The 548-nt window shown below is 66.9% G+C and carries 1 protein-coding gene; it reads left to right on the top strand.

The window, feature by feature from the left end:
- Positions 1–48: 48 nt before the first annotated feature.
- Positions 49–548, top strand: a 500-nt coding sequence (locus tag AC1DTN_RS38935) for an ABC transporter ATP-binding protein (RefSeq protein WP_477925576.1), incomplete at its 3' end; no start/stop codon positions are given.

A 548-nucleotide genomic window follows, 5' to 3' on the forward strand; every position in this document is an offset into this window, starting at 1 on the left:
CCCCGGCGGGAAGGCGGCCGAAGCGGCGGCACTCAAGGAGGTGAAGGCATGAGCCTCCTCCAGGTCAACGAACTCGGCAAGTCCTTCGGCGGCGTGAAGGCCGTCGACGGCATCAGCTTCGAGTTGGCCGCGGGCGAACTGCTCGCCCTGATCGGSCCGAACGGCGCGGGCAAGTCCACCACCTTCAACATGGTCAACGGCCAGCTCAAGGCCGACCGCGGCTCGATCCTGCTCGACGGCCAGGAACTGGTCGGGCGCAAGCCGCGCGAGATCTGGCGCATGGGCGTCGGGCGCACATTCCAGATCGCGGAGACTTTCGCTTCGCTGACGGTGGTGGAGAACGTGCAGATGGCATTGCTCTCGCACCATCACAAGCTCTTTTCCACCTGGCGCCGCGCCGCCGACCACAAACGCGACCTTGCCATCGACCTGCTCGACCAGGTCGGCATGAAGCCGCAGGCCGACCGGCCGTGCAGCGTGCTCGCCTACGGTGACGTCAAGCGCGTCGAGCTCGCCATCGCGATGGCCAACAGCCCCAAGCTCCTGCT

The organism is Rhizobium sp. 01T444, assembly GCF_056398305.1.